The sequence below is a fragment of the Thermococcus sp. genome (assembly GCF_027063845.1).
GTDB lineage: Archaea > Methanobacteriota_B > Thermococci > Thermococcales > Thermococcaceae > Thermococcus.
In genome coordinates this window covers 1-13,555 of sequence record NZ_JAMOQU010000001.1, presented here as the reverse complement: position 1 = coordinate 13,555, position 13,555 = coordinate 1, and the positions used below count along the sequence as shown (strand labels likewise).

18 protein-coding genes and 1 tRNA gene are annotated in these 13,555 nt (G+C 55.2%); 8 read left to right on the top strand and 11 right to left on the bottom strand.

The features are described from left to right. Positions 1 to 314: 314 nt before the first annotated feature. Positions 315 to 392 (bottom strand) — tRNA-Pro (locus MVO87_RS00095). A 66-nt stretch (positions 393 to 458) separates the two neighbouring features. On the opposite strand from MVO87_RS00095, the gene MVO87_RS00090 reads away from it, so the two are divergent. The 4 genes from MVO87_RS00090 (at position 459) to MVO87_RS00075 (ending at position 4,430) form a co-directional block, all read left to right on the top strand. Further along, on the top strand, positions 459 to 1,514 hold the full coding sequence (locus MVO87_RS00090; protein WP_297513227.1) for a glycosyltransferase: 1,056 nt from the start codon (positions 459 to 461) through the stop codon (positions 1,512 to 1,514). A 63-nt stretch (positions 1,515 to 1,577) separates the two neighbouring features. Beyond that, positions 1,578 to 2,291: an RAD55 family ATPase gene (locus tag MVO87_RS00085; protein WP_297513203.1), complete on the top strand. Its 714-nt coding sequence runs from the start codon at positions 1,578 to 1,580 to the stop codon at positions 2,289 to 2,291. Further along, positions 2,288 to 2,713 (top strand): hypothetical protein, encoded by a 426-nt coding sequence (locus tag MVO87_RS00080; RefSeq protein ID WP_297513205.1) that lies wholly within the window; start codon positions 2,288 to 2,290, stop codon positions 2,711 to 2,713. The genes MVO87_RS00085 and MVO87_RS00080 overlap by 4 nt, the downstream gene beginning before the upstream one ends. Before the next feature lie 40 nt (positions 2,714 to 2,753). Beyond that, positions 2,754 to 4,430, top strand: a complete 1,677-nt coding sequence (locus MVO87_RS00075) for a DUF4910 domain-containing protein (RefSeq protein ID WP_297513229.1) — start codon at positions 2,754 to 2,756, stop codon at positions 4,428 to 4,430. Here MVO87_RS00075 and MVO87_RS00070 read toward each other — a convergent pair. Both MVO87_RS00070 and MVO87_RS00065 read right to left on the bottom strand, forming a co-directional pair. Next, complete coding sequence (locus tag MVO87_RS00070) at positions 4,411 to 4,743, bottom strand: transcriptional regulator (RefSeq protein ID WP_297513231.1); 333 nt, start codon at positions 4,741 to 4,743, stop codon at positions 4,411 to 4,413. The genes MVO87_RS00075 and MVO87_RS00070 overlap by 20 nt on opposite strands. Before the next feature lie 64 nt (positions 4,744 to 4,807). After that, a complete protein-coding gene (locus MVO87_RS00065) occupies positions 4,808 to 5,455 on the bottom strand; it encodes a metallophosphoesterase (RefSeq protein ID WP_297551756.1) in 648 nt (215 codons plus the stop codon). Positions 5,456 to 5,925: 470 nt separating this feature from the next. On the opposite strand from MVO87_RS00065, the gene MVO87_RS00060 reads away from it, so the two are divergent. Then, complete coding sequence (locus MVO87_RS00060; RefSeq protein ID WP_297513210.1) at positions 5,926 to 6,720, top strand: nitrilase; 795 nt, start codon at positions 5,926 to 5,928, stop codon at positions 6,718 to 6,720. On the opposite strand, the gene MVO87_RS00055 is transcribed toward MVO87_RS00060, so the two are convergent. After that, positions 6,708 to 7,472 (bottom strand): class I SAM-dependent methyltransferase, encoded by a 765-nt coding sequence (locus tag MVO87_RS00055; RefSeq protein WP_297551754.1) that lies wholly within the window; start codon positions 7,470 to 7,472, stop codon positions 6,708 to 6,710. The genes MVO87_RS00060 and MVO87_RS00055 overlap by 13 nt on opposite strands. A gap of 94 nt (positions 7,473 to 7,566) precedes the next feature. Between MVO87_RS00055 and MVO87_RS00050 the strand changes: the two genes are divergently transcribed. Together MVO87_RS00050 and MVO87_RS00045 are read left to right on the top strand one after the other, a co-directional pair. Next, positions 7,567 to 8,277: a hypothetical protein gene (locus tag MVO87_RS00050; RefSeq protein ID WP_297513233.1), complete on the top strand. Its 711-nt coding sequence runs from the start codon at positions 7,567 to 7,569 to the stop codon at positions 8,275 to 8,277. Further along, positions 8,261 to 8,653 (top strand): hypothetical protein, encoded by a 393-nt coding sequence (locus MVO87_RS00045; protein WP_297513214.1) that lies wholly within the window; start codon positions 8,261 to 8,263, stop codon positions 8,651 to 8,653. Before MVO87_RS00050 ends, MVO87_RS00045 begins: the two co-directional genes overlap by 17 nt. Here MVO87_RS00045 and MVO87_RS00040 read toward each other — a convergent pair. The 7 genes from MVO87_RS00040 to MVO87_RS00010 form a co-directional block, all read right to left on the bottom strand. Beyond that, entirely contained in the window at positions 8,650 to 9,390 is a 741-nt protein-coding gene (locus MVO87_RS00040) for an SdpI family protein (protein ID WP_297513216.1), read from the bottom strand. The genes MVO87_RS00045 and MVO87_RS00040 overlap by 4 nt on opposite strands. Beyond that, positions 9,377 to 10,186 carry a DUF1648 domain-containing protein gene (locus tag MVO87_RS00035; protein ID WP_297513218.1) on the bottom strand — a complete coding sequence of 270 codons (810 nt, stop codon included), beginning with the start codon at positions 10,184 to 10,186 and terminating at the stop codon, positions 9,377 to 9,379. Before MVO87_RS00035 ends, MVO87_RS00040 begins: the two co-directional genes overlap by 14 nt. Next, complete coding sequence (locus MVO87_RS00030; protein WP_524540258.1) at positions 10,183 to 10,542, bottom strand: PadR family transcriptional regulator; 360 nt, start codon at positions 10,540 to 10,542, stop codon at positions 10,183 to 10,185. The genes MVO87_RS00035 and MVO87_RS00030 overlap by 4 nt, the downstream gene beginning before the upstream one ends. Before the next feature lie 6 nt (positions 10,543 to 10,548). Beyond that, on the bottom strand, positions 10,549 to 11,253 hold the full coding sequence (locus tag MVO87_RS00025; RefSeq protein ID WP_297513219.1) for a YhfC family glutamic-type intramembrane protease: 705 nt from the start codon (positions 11,251 to 11,253) through the stop codon (positions 10,549 to 10,551). Between the two features lie 2 nt (positions 11,254 to 11,255). Next, positions 11,256 to 11,597 carry a YbjQ family protein gene (locus tag MVO87_RS00020; RefSeq protein ID WP_297513221.1) on the bottom strand — a complete coding sequence of 114 codons (342 nt, stop codon included), beginning with the start codon at positions 11,595 to 11,597 and terminating at the stop codon, positions 11,256 to 11,258. 89 nt (positions 11,598 to 11,686) lie between these two features. After that, positions 11,687 to 12,301 carry a YiiX/YebB-like N1pC/P60 family cysteine hydrolase gene (locus tag MVO87_RS00015; protein ID WP_297551752.1) on the bottom strand — a complete coding sequence of 205 codons (615 nt, stop codon included), beginning with the start codon at positions 12,299 to 12,301 and terminating at the stop codon, positions 11,687 to 11,689. A 137-nt stretch (positions 12,302 to 12,438) separates the two neighbouring features. After that, positions 12,439 to 13,026, bottom strand: a complete 588-nt coding sequence (locus MVO87_RS00010; protein WP_297513225.1) for a YiiX/YebB-like N1pC/P60 family cysteine hydrolase — start codon at positions 13,024 to 13,026, stop codon at positions 12,439 to 12,441. A 204-nt stretch (positions 13,027 to 13,230) separates the two neighbouring features. Here MVO87_RS00010 and MVO87_RS00005 point away from each other — a divergent pair. Then, positions 13,231 to 13,555 (top strand): diphthamide synthesis protein (locus tag MVO87_RS00005; RefSeq protein WP_297551750.1); only part of this gene is annotated, 325 nt, incomplete at its 3' end.

The following is a 13,555-nucleotide window of genomic DNA, read 5'->3' as shown; positions in this document are numbered from 1 at the left end:
GTTCCCAAAAGTCCCTATTAAAGCAAACTCAAAAACAACGGGTTACTTGGAGAGGCATGCACTCTCTCTTTGCCCCCCTGTGAGGGTTTGACCCTTTTGGTCAAGCTTTTTCCAAAAGCTTGCTCGTGAGTGTTTCACTCTGAGAAGGCGCCCGAAGGACGCCAAAAATGAGTTGAAACTAGTTTGAGGGGTTCCTTTAATGCTAAACTCGTGTTGAATTTTCCAATTCGAGAATGCACGGGTGACTTTTTGTCCCGTTAGTGAGAAGGGCCTCATTTCGCCAGCCTTTCCCAAAGGCTGTTACAAAGTTTCGATGGTGGGGCCGCCGAGATTTGAACTCGGGTCTCCGGCTCCCGAAGCCGGAAGGATAGACCAAGCTACCCCACGGCCCCATGCCCGCTCTTAAGGACTTCGCAGGGCTTATAAAGTTTACGGACTACTACGGCGGGGTGTGTGGAGTGAAGGTCAGCGTCATCGTCCCGACGTACAACGAGCGCGATAACCTTCCCGAGCTCTTCGAGAGGATTTCCAGCTCTCTCAGGGGCTACGACTACGAGATAATAATTGTCGACGACGACTCCCCAGATGAGACATGGAAGCTCGCGGAAGAGCTTTCAAATAAGTATCCCGTCAAGGTAATCAGGAGAACCGACGAGAAGGGCCTATCGTCGGCTGTAATCAGGGGGTTTAAGGAAGCCACCGGCGACGTTTTCGTCGTGATGGATGCGGATTTACAGCACCCCCCTGAAGTCATCCCCGAGCTTCTGAAGGCGATAGAGGAAGGTGCTGACATCGCGATAGCCAGCAGATACGTCCCAGGGGGCGGTGTTAAGAACTGGTACTGGTACAGGAAGCTCATCTCGAAGGGCGCCATAATGCTCGGCCGCCTCGCCCTTCCAAAAATCAGGGACGTTAAAGACCCCGTTAGCGGTTTCTTCGCCCTCAGGAGGGAGGTTGTAGAGGGCGTTGAGCTGAACCCGGTCGGATTTAAAATCCTCATGGAGATTCTAATCAAGGGCAACTACAAAAAGGTCGTCGAGGTCCCCTTCGTCTTCGGCCTGAGGAAGGCCGGCGAGAGCAAGCTGAGCGGGAAGACGATGCTCAACTACCTCAGACACCTCTACAGGCTCATGCGCTGGGAGGGCGAGCTCGACAGGCTGATAAAGTTCTCTCTCGTGGGCTTCTCAGGAATTCTCGTCAACGAGGGCTTTCTCTGGCTCTTCGTCCACATTGGAATGAGCGAGTACGTCGCCAACATCCCTGCAACGGAGCTCGCGATACTCAACAACTTCCTGTGGAACGACCTGTGGACCTTCAAAGACCTCAAGAGAAAGCCCCTCTGGAAGAGACTGCTCAGCTTCCACGTCGCGGCCTTGACGGGAGCGCTCGTCCAGTGGGCAATATACGTGCCCCTCGTGTGGTTCGGCCTGCACTACCTCATAGCCAACCTGATAGGCATCGGCGCCTCTTTCATTGTCCGCTTTGCCGTCAACAGGCACGTCACGTGGGGTTAAACGTTCCAAGATGGTTAACCTTTAATACTGACTTTTCTCTAATTTTACGGGGGTGCGCGGAAAATGTACGTGGGCGAGCTACTCAAGGGACTCGACAGACTGCCAACGGGCGTCCCGGGACTCGACAACCTAATTGGTGGCGGCTTCCTGCCGGGCAGGGTTTACCTGATTACTGGCCCGCCCGGTAGCGGTAAGACTACCCTTGGGATACAGTTCCTCGTCGAGGGTGCCAACAACGACGAGAAGGGTCTCTTTATATCACTCTTCGAGACCCAGGACGTTATCCTGCGTGATATGCTCCGCTACAATTTCGGAATCCTTGAGCATTTTCAGTCCAAGAGGATAACCTTCTACGACCTCGGCGAGATTCTGCTGAGCACGAACCGCGAGCTCACCTGGGACGAGCTTTTCAAGCTCCTCATCGAGATTATCAAGCGCGAAAAGGCCAAGCGCGTTGTTATCGACTCCTTCAGCCTCTTCGAGTCATTCGTTAGCGACCCTGCGGGAAAGAAAAAGGCCCTTGGAAGGTTCGTCAGGCTCCTCCGCTCCCTTGAGGTCACGACCCTTCTCCTCGCCGAGATGCTCAGCTCTGAAAAGTACACCGACGAGTACTACCTCGCCGATGGGGTGATAGTGCTCCACCACTTTATGCGCAACTACCAGATGGTCAGGGCACTCCAGATACTCAAGATGCGCGGCGTTCCGCACGACAGCAACCTGAAGAGGCTTCGCTTCACAACAGACGGAATAAGGGTCTACCCGGAGGCCCCGCTATGACCGAGGAGAAAAAGAACCTCCTGAAGGAGGCATATCAGTTCGGTTACTTCGTTGGCTTCAGGGGCCACAGCGAGTGGGTGGAGTGGGTGAGACAGAAGAGGGAGGAACTCTATCAGAAGGCTGAAGAACTCGGCATCTACGAGCTCGTCAAAGACGCCTACAGGAAGGGGAAGGAGCTCGGAAAGCGGGACAGGGAGGAGAAGCTTTACGAAAGCCTTGTGGCAAAGGTCGAACGGGAGGAGGCAAAACCCCGGCCAAAGGGCGCCGTTTCCGTAGCGACCAGCGCCCGGCCGGAGGAATCCTCCAAACTCGAGCGCGAGTACGTTGAGTTCCTTCAGAGCACGAAGCTCACGATGCCTCCGGAGCTTTTGAACACCCTTAAGCACCTCGAGCCACCGAAGATGCTCCGGCTCGGGGATTAGCCTTTTATAGTTTCTTCTCCACGTTAATACGGTGGTCTTTATGAGGTTACCCGACGTCCGGCTCAGTCCGGAGCGCGTTCTGAAGGAGATTTCTGAGATAGCGGAGTTCCACAGGATTCAGGGCTCGCGGGAGCTCGTTGAGAGCGTCGAGATGATTAAGGAGAAACTCGAGGGGCTCGGCATTGAGAACCGGCTTTTACGTTCCACCTACGACGGAAAAACCTGGCACGGGACGCTGGCCTCGCCGATAGCTTGGAATCCAGTTCGCGGGGAGCTGTCCTACGGCGAGAGGAGGCTGACAACGGAGGAAAGCCCTCTCCTCATAATGGCCCACTCACCTGAGGGGGAGGCCAAGGCCGAGCTCCTGCCGGTTTTCCGCGATGAGGACTGGGAGAAGGCCGAGGGAAAAATCGTTCTGGTCGGCAGGAACTGGAGGGATGCATACAAAAGGGCCAACGAGGCCGGCGCCAAGGCCTTCATAGCCTACCGCGAGAGAACCGGCGAGTTCTATCCCTACATCGGCCTGTTCCTGACGAAGGATGACCTCAGTTGGGCGGAAATCCCTGCCTTGGCAGTCCCTGAGAGCGTCGCCAGGGACATGGTATCGAAGGCCCTAAAGGGTGGCCTTGAGGTGAGCGTTTCCGTTCAGGTGGAAACCCCTGAGAGGGAAGACCTCCCGATGCTCTACGCGACGGTGGGGGAAGCCCCTTACATCGTCTTCTCGGCCCACATCTGCCACCCCAGGCCCGGGGCCAACGACAACGCGAGCGGGAGTGCTATGCTCATAGAACTCGCGAGGAAACTCAGCGAGGCATACAATGACTCCTTCCGCTTCGGCTTCACCTTCCTATGGATTCCCGAGTATCACGGGACGCAGGCCTTCTTCGAAAGGGTAAAACCGGAGGAATTCTACGCCAACGTAAACCTTGACATGGTCGCGGGAAGTCCCGATAGAGGTGGCTCAACGCTGATGCTCGTCAGAACGCCATTCTCACGCTTCTCCGTCGTTTCTGGCCTGCTCGAACACTTCATCGGGCTGACCAACAGGAGGGGGAAGAGCTTCTCGGGAAGCGAGCTCCCGGCAATGGCCTTTAAAGCTTACCCCTACGAGATGGGGAGCGACCACGACATCTTCAACTTCTTCGGCGTTCCCGGGACGATGCCGATAACGTGGCCCGACAGGGTTTATCACTCGAGCGGGGACACCGTCGAGAAGGTCAGCCTTGAGACAATCGCGATAATCGGAAACGCGGTTCTGGCGACGGCCCTTACTCTGGCAAAGGAGGACAGGGAGAAGCTGAGGCGCTTCGCGAGGGGCTACGCCATGAAGGTCCTCGGAGAGGTCTCGATGAGAACTGAGACCGAGGAGAGCGAGAAGCTCGTCATGAAGGGCCTCGCGAGGGATTCAAAGTTCCTCGGCTTTGAACTCGGCTATGAGTTTGAGGGTGAGCCTTGGCTCGAGTGGAAACTCAAAGGAATCCTAAACGAGAAGCTGATTAGGCAGAACGGTGGCAACGCCGAGGAGTTCAAGAAGCTCACAGAGGACAGAAAGACTTACGCCCAGCTCCACGAACTGCTCATGCTCTCGGAGATATTGCCTAAAGAGCGGGCTTTCAAAGCTCTTGAGGAAGAATACGGAAAGGTAGGGAGAGAACAACTCTGGGAACTTGTTTCCATACTCGATAGTGCGGGGATTGTCAATGTTTTGCTCCCGTGAGCTCTCTTTCCAGCTCGTTTATTCTTTCGAGTATGTTCTTCTTGAGGTTCTCCAGGAGCTCGCTCGGAGAGACCGCCGTATAAGTGTAGCCGAGCCAGCCCTGCTGGATTAGCTCCCTCCTGAGCATCCCCCTCCGATACAGGCTGAGAACGTATTCCCTGACGGAGCGCTCGCTTATGCCGAGCTCCCTGACTATCTCGGTAACCCTCATCGGTCTGTTCTTCTCGAGGAGCAGACGATAGATTCTGAGCTCGGTTTTCTTGACTCCCAGGGAGCGGAGCAGGGTTTCAAGCTTCTCGTAGACGTCGCTCATCTCTCCCACCACTAATGTTCTCACCTATGAAGGTCTTTGTGCATAGGTCTTAATAAGGGTTTTCCTAAAATTCGAGCCTCCCGAGGTAGAGCCCCTCTGGAAGGAAGAGCTCAATCTCCTTCGCTTTCCTCAGGAACGGGACGAGTTTAATCCCCTCCCTCACGTCGAAGCCCTCGATGTATGGATTAACCGTCGGAAGGACGAGGAACTTCTCAACCCTCGCAAAGACCTTCACCTTCTTAGCTATCCCTCCAGACTTCAGCGTGTAGGCCGGATGCGCGTGCCCGAGGAAGGCTTCCTCGAACTCCCTCTTTGGCAGTCTCGTGTGGCCGTGGAGGAAGAGCTTTCCGTCGAGTAAAAAGTGCTCCCTAACCTCGACGTTCTGGAAGTTCCTGGTAACCTCCTCGATTCTGCCGTCGTGGTTGCCCTTTGTCACGATTATCCTGACGTCCTTCAGCGCCGAGAAGAAGCGCAGGAGCATTTCCTTCATGCGGAAGCTCAGGCCGAGTGGTTCTTTCACGTCGCCGAGGATTATCAAAGCGTCGGCCCTGCTCTCAAGGATGAACCGGGCCAGACTTTCCTCGAAGCCCGTTCTAATCCTTAATCCCCGGGAAAGCTCGAAGCCTATATGCGGGTCAGCTATCAGAAGGGTCCTTCCAAGGGAGGTGTCGAGCAAAAGGGATAAACTCTCAAAGTCGGAAAAAGAAGACATAGAATCACCGGGCTTCAGATGAGCCCGCGCTCCTTCCTGCGCTGTTTCTTGAGGCGCCTAATCCTCTTCTTAATCCACTTCCACCTCATCCTTCCCTTCTTCTTCCACTTCCTTGGGCGTCTCTTCATGAGCATCACCCCTGAGTTTCTCTCCGGGGTTAGCTCCGGGAGTCCCTTTTTAAGCTTTTCCCATCGGGTCGAGAAGCCCTCTCGACCCTTTAATCGGGGCGTGAGCGGTTTAGAAACTCCTCTTGGTTTGCGGTATTTTTCTCACCTTTATCATGCCTGTTTAAATTTTTAACCCCATTCCACCGTGTGTTCTGTCTTTGCGTTGTTAAAGCTATCGCATTCACTGAACATACTGTTTTTGCATGGATTATAAAAAGTTTGGCCGATAAACGTCGCGGACACGCTTTGTTTCCGTCTCCGCTAAGCTTATCTATTCCGGGGCAAACTATATGGGGTGGTCTCATGAAGGTCGCCTATGTCCAGATGGAGCCGGCTTTCCTCGACCCCGAAAAGAACTACTCGAAGGCCGAGAGGCTCATCGGCGAGGCAGTTAAGGAGGGGGCAAAACTCGTCGTTCTGCCGGAGCTCTTCGACACCGGCTACAACTTCGAGAGTAAAAGCGAAATAACTGAGGTCGCCGGCGAGATTCCCGACGGACCGACGACCGAGTTCCTCGTCGAGCTTGCGAAGGAAAACGAGGTCTTCATAGTTGCGGGAACAGCTGAGAAGGACGAGCGCGGGAACCTCTACAACTCGGCGGTTGTGGTTGGGCCCGTCGGGTGGGGCTACATCGGGAAGTACAGGAAGGTTCACCTCTTCAACCGCGAGAAGCTCTTCTTCAGGCCAGGGAACCTTGGCTTCCACGTCTTCAACATCGGGATTGCAAAGGTCGGGGTGATGATATGCTTCGACTGGTTCTTCCCGGAGAGCGCGAGGACTTTGGCCCTGAAGGGGGCGGAGATAATAGCCCACCCAAGCAACCTCGTCATGCCCTACGCCCCGAGGGCGATGCCGATTAGGGCTTTGGAGAACCGCGTTTACACGATAACGGCCAACAGAATCGGCGAGGAGAGGGGCTTGAAGTTCATCGGCAGGAGCACGATAGCGTCGCCGAAGGCGGAGGTTTTAGCTATGGGGAGTGAGGATAAAGAAGAGGTTGGCGTGGTGGAAGTTGACCTCTCCCTTGCGAGGGACAAGAGGCTGAACGAGCTCAACGACGTCTTTACGGACAGGCGGCCGCAGTACTACGTCCTGTAGGGCTTCCCGAGGTAGATTATATCGCCGACGTTCACAACGCCGTGCTCGCTTTTCCTTATTATCCTCGCCTCCTCGAAGAGGGCCTTACCGATGCCTGCCAGGCCCGCCAGGTCCCAGTAGCGCGTCTCGATTTCTCCAATCCTCTCCCAGCCCGGCAACTTGTAGTAGCCCCTCCTGATGACACCCCTTAGCGGGTCGTAGCCCTCATCGAGCGAGATTACCGTGTAGTCCTCCCTCCTGACCTCCGGTACAATCTCGCGGTAGGCCTTCCTGTAGAAGAACGCCCCGAAGCGGTCGGTCTCTTCAAGCAGGAAGACGCCGTCGCCTTCGAGAACCCCCGCGACGTTCCTGAAGAGTTTGGCCGTTTGAAACGGGTCGAAGTGGGGCATCGTGTAGCCGAAGATTAACGCTATATCGAACCTCCCGAGCCTCTTCAGGTCGTCGAGACAGTCCATAACGGCCCCGTAGACTTCACCGCTCACCCACTCCTCGACGAGGAGCAAATCCTCTTTCCTCTTATCAACGACCGTCAGGGAAGCCTCGTAGCCCCACTCCTGGAGCGTCTCGTAGAGGGCACCGCCCGCTATGCCCGTTCCAGCGCAGAGGTCGAGGATTCGGAGCTTCCTCCTTTCGGGAAATAAACCCTCCTTGACGGCCCAGTTGAAGAAGGAGCGCAGTCCGATGAAGCGGTTTTGGGCTACCTCGCTCTTGGGGTCCATGAAGGTTCTCAAATGGCGGTAGAGCTCCTTCATCGTCCCACCGTTGAACGTTCTCGCGGATTGGTTTTAAACCCATCGAAAGGCTTAAGAGCTTTGTCAACTTACATAGGTTGACGAGGTGACGATAATGGTTCGCTTTGGCGGCCACTGGAGTGAGTGGGTCCTTACGGGGGTTATAGGGGGACTGTACCTCTGCTCACTGCTGACAGGGATTGAAGCCCTATCAACTATAGCAGGAGCCCTCTTCTGGCTTAGCTTACCGACCCTGCTCTTTGGCAGACGGGTGAAGGTTAAGAAAAACAGACTGGTTCTCGAGGTTGGCTGGCCAGTTACCCTGTTCAGGGTTGAGATAGCTCCCGAGGAGATTATAGAGGTGGTTGACCTTGAGAGGGCAGAGGGTGTTCTTCCCCTGAGGTACTACAGACCGGCAATCTCATTAACGCTCCTCTGGGTCAGTGTGGGAATCTTAGGGTTGATTCAAGACCCTCATTGGTCTTTTGTATGGTTCGGGTGGATATACTGGGGAATCGTGGGGGTTATTCCACTCCTGTTCCCCAAAAAGGCCAAAAAATGGAGTGTCATGGCCACTCTTGCGTTTGGAGCTTTTATGTCCTGTTTGGCCAGGTTGCTTGGAATCAAGGAATACCCGATGTACATCGTTACGAGCGTGATTTTAGTGCCGTTCATCACAGACGTCCGGGAGAGAACGGTCGTTCTTGTAACCGAAAAGGGAACGTACCTCGTGTCGTCTCTCTCAGACAGGGAAATTGAGGAGTTTATTGATAACCTGAGGAGACTCATAAGCGGTAGCGGTGGTTCGAATGTTCCGGCTTCCTGAGGCCATGGAGCGCGTCTGGCTCATGAGGGCCAGAGGCATGCGCGAGATCGAGATAGCGAGGGAGCTCGGAGTTTCAAGGCAGGCCGTCAACAAGGCCCTGCGGGACGCGAGGGTAAAGCTCTTCGAGGCCTTCTTTGGCCTGGCCGAGGTCTTCTCGTGGGAGATAGCTAGAGTCAACGCGGAGAAGGGCTTCATGGTCGCGAGGGGGAGGTGCCTCGGCAGGAGCGTCAGGGTTTACGCCTTCTACATCCCAGGAAAGGGCCTGAGAGCGTTTTTCGAGGGAGATTTTCCAGACTACGTCCTGAGGCACGCCGTCGAGCTGGGAATCATTGATGAGCCCGATCGGGAAAAGCTAATCAATGCCCTTGAGAGCTAATAGTAACCCTCCTCGTAGGCGCTCGTTAGGGCGACGAAGGCGGCGTAGAAGACCGCGCCGAGTGAGATAAGCAGGAGGAGCACCACAAACAGGGGGTTCGTATTACCCTTCAAAGCAGACACCGCCAGGAGCAGGCTTATCATTCCTGAAACGACCGTCATCGCCTTCGCGAAGCCGAGTGCCATTTTTCCCTTAAATTTGGGCGCCAGCTGGAAGACTATTGGCCTTGAAGCGAGGAGCGTGAGGCCCAGGATGAAGAGCTGGACAAAGATGAGTATGGAAATTTCCCGGTCTGGAAGCTTCCCATTGATTAGGAGGACCAGGGAGAGCCCTACAAAGACCGTCTGGAGCGCCAAATACTTCCCAACCCGCGGCGGCCTTATTTTCCTTTCGGGCTTCTCGGGGGCCTCCTCGGATAGCTCCTCAAGCTCGTACTCGCGCTTTGCAACCAAGTAAGTCACCGGAATAATCACTCCAAAGCAGGAGAGAAGAACCGCCATCAGCCAAGGCATTGGCAGGAAGAAGGAGAGGAGGATCAGGAGGACCCCAGTCAGCATAATTCCGGCCCCCGAAACGCGGTTGGCCCTTCTCCTCGCCATCTCTGAGAGATAGGTGTAGCCTATCCTGAAGCCTATCCCTGGCTCCCCCTTAGACGTGAACGTCAGGACTCCAATAATAATGAGAAAAACCCCGAGGAACAGCCCGTAGAGGATTCTCAGGAGCTCATACCCGTTCATCTTTCCCCACCGTGAGGAGCCTGTAGACTGCAAAGATGAGCACGCCGAGGAAAAGGTAGGCCCCGTAGGTTATTGCGTTGCCCGAGACGAGGCCCGCGTTGTGGAGGAGGGCGAGAGTAACGACGAGAACAATTCCACCGCTCAGAACCGTTGTGAAGAGGCACCAAGCCCTCAGGCTCCTCGGGTAGAAGTTGGCCCTCGCGAAAAATCCTGGTTCCCTGGCCGGAATCGTGAGAACTAACGGAAGAAGCCAGGCCAAAACCGGAACGCCGATAACCCCCCAGAACCTGCTCGAATAGCTGTCCGGCTCACCGCTCGCGGTGAAGTGGGTCGCAACGCTCTCGGGGAGCCTGTCCCATAGAAGGGCAACCAGCAGGAGGTAGAAGGCCAAAAAGCCGAGCTGAATGAGGATGTAGGGTTTTATGCTGATGCTCTGTTTCTCCGTTTCAATCGCTGGTGGCTTTTCGGGGGCCTCCTCAGATAGCTCCTCAAGCTCGTACTCGCGCCTCGCCATCCACAGGCCAACGAAAAGCTCGGCTCCAACGAAGGCCATCATTACGAGAATAAACGCGTTCATCGAAACGCCGTAGAGCGCCAGGACGAGCAGGAGGAGCGAGTAAACGATTGAAAAAACTCCCGCAAAGGTGTTCACCCTCTCCCAGACCCGTTTGGAGTGGTAGGTGTAACCCACGCGGAAGCCAATGAACGGGTTTCTCCTCTTTCGGAAGGCGAGGGTCAGCAGTCCAGCCAAAAGCAGGGTGAGGGAAACAAACACCTCGAAGGCCTTCTCGTTCATTCTAATTCCTCCAGCCTCATGAGGGTTCTTTCAATCGTCCTGATTTCATCCCTCAGCGCCAACAAAACCTCCCTACCGAGGTCGGTGAGGCGGTAATACTTCCTCGGCCTCCCGTTGACCTCGACCCAGAAGTCCTCCACCAGCTTGTACTTCTTCAGGCTCTTCAGGATGTCGTAGAGTGCACCTTCGCTCGGGACGAGTTTGCCACCGCTCAGCTCTCCGAGCCTCTTCCTTATCGCGTAGCCGTGGAGCTCGCCCTCCTCGCTGAGGAGGGAGAGGACTAGGTAGGAGTAAAGTCCGGAGCGCAGGTCCTTCCTGAGCTTTCTGAGGGCCTTTTCCCCACCACCGTCCAGCACTTGAATTCACCAGAGAACCTTTTCTTCCTCAGCTGGCTCGGCCTTTGCCATTGGAATGGTATAATACAGCATTCCCAGTGCGATGAGGGCTGTTATAAGTTCTACCGCGTACATGACAGGCTCGCTTTTTGTGAGCTGATAGTAGGCCGCCATCGAGTCGATGACCGTGTGAATTCCTATCATAGCGAGGAGCCCTGTCTTTCCTTGGCCTCTTCTATGGGAGTAGGCGAGGTAGATTCCGGTACCAACGTGGAAGAGAGCGACAAAGTAGCGCTCGACCATTGAAATAATGGCCGTGCCCAACGGGACGTTGAGGGATTCCCCCGTTGCCAGCGCACCCGCGAGAGCCGTTACCGCGATGATGAAAGCCTCGGTTACTCCAAAGCCAAGGCCCATGAAGAGGCCAGTCTTCAGGCTCTTTCCCTTGACGAGGAAGTACTTAATCCCCTCTTGGACTGCCCCCGCCACAAGCCCGAGCCATACCGACACGCCCACGACGAAAGCCGTTCCCCTGGCCAAAACGTCGGCGTTCGACCGTATTCCCATCCCGAGGAGAGGAAGCTGCTGGATTGGATTCTGAAGAACGAGGGCTATGAAAAAGGCCGCCACCCCTAAAATGAACTCTCCCCACTTCTGCCTTTTGAAACCGAGAAAATAAACAGTCGCCCACGCGAGCACTCCCCCGGCTATGGGGAACGGGAGGAGGTACATGGTCACTCCTCCTTCTCGATGACCACCGCAGTCCCGTAGGCGTAAACTTCGGCCACGCTCGAGCCGACGTTTGAGGTGGCAAAGCGCATGTTAACAACGGCGTTCGCGCCGAGCTCCTTGGCGCTGAGGGCCATCCTCCTTAAGGCTTCTTCCCTCGCCTCGGCCATCATCTGGGTGTACTCCTTGACTTCACCGCCCTTGATGTTCCTGAGAACTGCCATTATGTCCCTACCGATGTGGGTGGCCTTGACGACACCGCCCCTCGCGAGGCCCTTGACCTCAACGATCCGGTATCCCGGAACTGTCTCGGTCGTTACAACGACGATTCCCTCAACCTTCTCCATACCCGTCACCCCGATGCATCGGACTTCGAGGTATTGTTGGAAGAGGATGTATAAAAGGCTTTTGATTTAAAAAACAAAAAGGGATAGAATCAAGCCTCGTGGTAGTAGAGGGTGTAGGTCATGGGGTCGTCGTAGACCTCCTGTGGAGCAACGGCGTAGAAGTACTTCCAGCTCCAGCCACCGTCGTTCTCGTCGAGGTTGACTTGGAAGTTGCTGGCGACGAGGTAGGCCGCCCAGACGAGCTGGGAGCAGTAGTACTTGTCATCGTAGACCTTCGGCTTGCTGAAGTAGTTGTAGTTGTAGGGCTTTCCAAGCTGCTGGTAGGCAAAGGCGACCGCCTTTTCCCTTATGGAGCCGTCAACCCTGACCCTCTGGAGGGCAACGGTTTGGTACCTGCTGAGGAAAACCCTGAGGGGAGTTATTATTATCCCTTTTCCGATTTTGGCCTCGATGACCATCCAGTCGTTTATGCTCTCATTGTACCATGCCACTATAGCCACGTGAACCCAGTAGCCGGGAATCAGGGCATTGAAAAGGTCCGGGTTGTGGCCGTACACGAGGTCTCCTGGTTTCACGTCCGTTGGGTACGGGTGCTCGTAGGTCCTGGTATCCCATATGTAGTTCACAAGGTCCCCGGCACTTGCCGCTGGCAGACTGGCGAAGAGAACCAGAACCGCCAGGGCCATTATTCCAGCCCTCTTCATTCGACCACCTCCTGGTTGTTGCGTCTGTAATGAGTACGGAGGTTTTAATAAAATTATGTCGTCTTTTCGTACGGTTTTCTCATTCAGGGGTTCAAAAACGTTAGGAAGAAACTGAAAAGTTGAAAGAAGATGTTTTGTCAGGTTGAGTGATAGTAAACAACATAGGTGTCCGAGTCATCGTAGACCTCCTGGGGTGCCACGCCGTTTGCGTACTTCCAACTCCAGCCGGGGTTGGCGTCAATGTCGGGCCCACCTGCGGCCTTGTAAGCTGCCCATACCAGCTCGGAGCAGTAGTACTTGTCATCGTAAACCTGCTTGGTGTACCAGCCCCAGTCGTAGGGTTTGCCGAGCTGCTGGAGAGCGAAGTACACCGCGTTCTGCCTCACGTAGTCCGAGGTTGCCACGCGGAGGACGGCGACGGTATCGTACCTCCTGAGGAAGTCAGAGAGGTAAACCAGCCTGACGGCGCTCGGGTCGTCCCAGGCCTCAACAACGACCCACTCGTTGGCGTTGTAGTCAAAGTATGCTATCATTCCGGTATGGGTCCAGTAACCGGGAATGAACTGGTCGCTGTTGGGGTTGTGCCCAATGACGATGTCTCCAGGCACGACGTTCCACGGGTACGGGTGCCAGTAGTTGGCGTCCCCCTTACTTCCCGAAGCCGCTACCGGGTTCAACATCGCGGTCAAAAACAGGAGCCCCAGTATTGCACCTATCTTCCCCATTGACCACCACCTCGAGATTGTGAGAAAAACTTGGACATTAATGACTAATAAAGATTTTGGTTGCTTATTGTTGTTATATAATGCATGAACTTGTTCACCAAAGGGTTGCACTCTTACGTCCAGGGGGTGGATGGTCATTCATGGGGAGCGAATCATTGCGATGCCCATTTAAACCCCTTCGAGTATTACCCCAAAGGTGGTCGAATGCACGAGGTTCCGCACGGCGAGATACTGAATGAGTTGAGAAAACTCGGTGCGAGATGTGTCCTCATACAGTCCCCCGAGGGACTGAGGCGGGAAGCCGAAGAGCTCGCGGGCTTTCTCGAGGAGAAAGGTTTAACCGTCATCCTGCACGGTGAGATAAACTACGGGGCCTGCGACCCCGCCGATTCCGATGCCAAAAGGCTCGGCTGCGACGCCTTAATCCACCTCGGGCACAGCTACATGCGCCTGAACCTTGAGGTGCCGACAATCTTTGTCCCGGCCTTCGCGAAGGTCGAACTCGTTCCCGCCCTTGAAAAGAACATTG

What these genes read in the sequence shown, in the direction of transcription:
- MVO87_RS00060 (WP_297513210.1), top strand. Translation starts at nt 5,926, where the DNA reads ATGAAGGTCGCCTATGTCCAGATGGAGCCGGCTTTCCTCGACCCCGAA.
- MVO87_RS00050 (WP_297513233.1), top strand. Translation starts at nt 7,567, where the DNA reads ATGGTTCGCTTTGGCGGCCACTGGAGTGAGTGGGTCCTTACGGGGGTT.
- MVO87_RS00070 (WP_297513231.1), bottom strand. Translation starts at nt 4,743, where the DNA reads ATGAGCGACGTCTACGAGAAGCTTGAAACCCTGCTCCGCTCCCTGGGA.
- MVO87_RS00025 (WP_297513219.1), bottom strand. Translation starts at nt 11,253, where the DNA reads ATGTACCTCCTCCCGTTCCCCATAGCCGGGGGAGTGCTCGCGTGGGCG.
- MVO87_RS00010 (WP_297513225.1), bottom strand. Translation starts at nt 13,026, where the DNA reads ATGGGGAAGATAGGTGCAATACTGGGGCTCCTGTTTTTGACCGCGATG.
- MVO87_RS00035 (WP_297513218.1), bottom strand. Translation starts at nt 10,186, where the DNA reads ATGAACGAGAAGGCCTTCGAGGTGTTTGTTTCCCTCACCCTGCTTTTG.
- MVO87_RS00015 (WP_297551752.1), bottom strand. Translation starts at nt 12,301, where the DNA reads ATGAAGAGGGCTGGAATAATGGCCCTGGCGGTTCTGGTTCTCTTCGCC.
- MVO87_RS00075 (WP_297513229.1), top strand. Translation starts at nt 2,754, where the DNA reads ATGAGGTTACCCGACGTCCGGCTCAGTCCGGAGCGCGTTCTGAAGGAG.
- MVO87_RS00045 (WP_297513214.1), top strand. Translation starts at nt 8,261, where the DNA reads ATGTTCCGGCTTCCTGAGGCCATGGAGCGCGTCTGGCTCATGAGGGCC.
- MVO87_RS00065 (WP_297551756.1), bottom strand. Translation starts at nt 5,455, where the DNA reads ATGTCTTCTTTTTCCGACTTTGAGAGTTTATCCCTTTTGCTCGACACC.
- MVO87_RS00055 (WP_297551754.1), bottom strand. Translation starts at nt 7,472, where the DNA reads ATGAAGGAGCTCTACCGCCATTTGAGAACCTTCATGGACCCCAAGAGC.
- MVO87_RS00085 (WP_297513203.1), top strand. Translation starts at nt 1,578, where the DNA reads ATGTACGTGGGCGAGCTACTCAAGGGACTCGACAGACTGCCAACGGGC.
- MVO87_RS00080 (WP_297513205.1), top strand. Translation starts at nt 2,288, where the DNA reads ATGACCGAGGAGAAAAAGAACCTCCTGAAGGAGGCATATCAGTTCGGT.
- MVO87_RS00020 (WP_297513221.1), bottom strand. Translation starts at nt 11,597, where the DNA reads ATGGAGAAGGTTGAGGGAATCGTCGTTGTAACGACCGAGACAGTTCCG.
- MVO87_RS00040 (WP_297513216.1), bottom strand. Translation starts at nt 9,390, where the DNA reads ATGAACGGGTATGAGCTCCTGAGAATCCTCTACGGGCTGTTCCTCGGG.